Here is a 1,386-nt window from a genome sequence, read left to right on the forward strand (position 1 = left end):
TGTTCCTCAGAAAAAATCCCGTTTATAATGAGTCCAATGAGTATGAGCGGAGGATTATGATGAGTCGGAATTTATATACTGAATTTCAAATTAAGGAATTGGAGAACAATCCAAATATTTTACATGCTTCAGACCGGTCCATTTCCTATAAACCTGAATTTAAAATCCAAGCTGTCCACGAGTATAAACAAGGGAAATCTCCTTCCCAAATCTTTGTGGAACACGGATTTAACCTTGAAGTGATCGGACCGAAGCAGCCAAGACGCTGCCTTCAACGATGGAGGGAAACCTTTGAACGGTTTGGGGAGGAAGGCTTTCTTACCGAACGACGGGGAAAAGGAAGCACGGGCAGGCCTTCTACAAGAACCTTGTCAGTAGAGGACCAACTGCGAAAGGCTGAACAGAGAATTAAATTTCTTGAAGCGGAAAATGACTTCCTAAAAAAGCTGGAGGCACTAGAAAGGCAGGCGTTGAAAAAGAAAAGATTCTAACACCATCCCAGAAATTCTATCTGATCGAAAAAACCATAAGAGAACATCAATTGGAATATGCCGTTTCCTATCTTTGTGAATTGGCAGGAGTAAGCCGGAGCGGGTATTATGATTGGCTGAAAGCCTCCTCTTCCCGGGAAAGGCGTGAAAAAAACGACGAGCTGGACGCAGAGCTAATCATTCGAATTTTCGAAGAGCACAAAGGAAAAGTGGGAGCTCTCCAGATCAAAATGCTCATGGAAAATAACCATAAAGTCGTCATGAACCTTAAGAAGATTAGAAGGCTCATGTCAAAATACGGTTTGGTCGCAAAACTAAGGAAAGCAAACCCTTATCGAAAAATGGCAAAGGCTACTCAGGAACATCAAACGTGCCCTAATCTCCTTGACCGCCAATTCGACCAGAAGGAACCGGGAAAAGTTTTACTTACCGACATTACGTATCTGTATTATGGCAAAGGCCAAAAAGCTTATTTATCCTGTGTAAAGGACGGCTCTACCAGAGAGATACTTGCTTATCACTTATCCTCCACTCTCGAAATGGATATTGTTTATGAAACGTTAAGAAAGCTGGAATTGGCTGTGAGGGGACATTTCCATCCAGAAGCCCTCCTCCATTCAGATCAGGGATTTCACTATACGCATCCTGTTTTTCAGGAGAAAGTAAAGAAACTGGGTCTTAACCAATCCATGTCCCGAAAGGGAAATTGTTGGGATAATGCCCCCATGGAATCATTCTTTGGCCACTTTAAGGATTTGGCAGAATATAAATTTTGTACAACTTTAATGGACGTAAAAGCAGAAGTAGATCGTGTTATCTATGAATATAACAATCATCGTTATCAATGGGGATTAAATAAAATGACCCCGGTGCAATACCGGGGCCACCTATTAGC

1 protein-coding gene is annotated in these 1,386 nt (G+C 41.9%); it reads left to right on the forward strand.

Annotated elements, in window-relative coordinates:
- Positions 1–59: 59 nt before the first annotated feature.
- Positions 60–1,386, forward strand: a protein-coding gene (locus G8761_RS26660; RefSeq protein ID WP_166030951.1) for an IS3 family transposase whose coding sequence is annotated in 2 segments (ribosomal slippage) — positions 60–453 and positions 453–1,386 — 1,328 coding nt annotated over the 2 segments. Because the reading frame shifts where the segments join, the coding sequence is not laid out codon by codon here. This gene is flagged as partial in the annotation.

The sequence above is a fragment of the Neobacillus terrae genome, assembly GCF_011393025.1.
GTDB lineage: Bacteria > Bacillota > Bacilli > Bacillales > Cytobacillaceae > Neobacillus_A > Neobacillus_A terrae.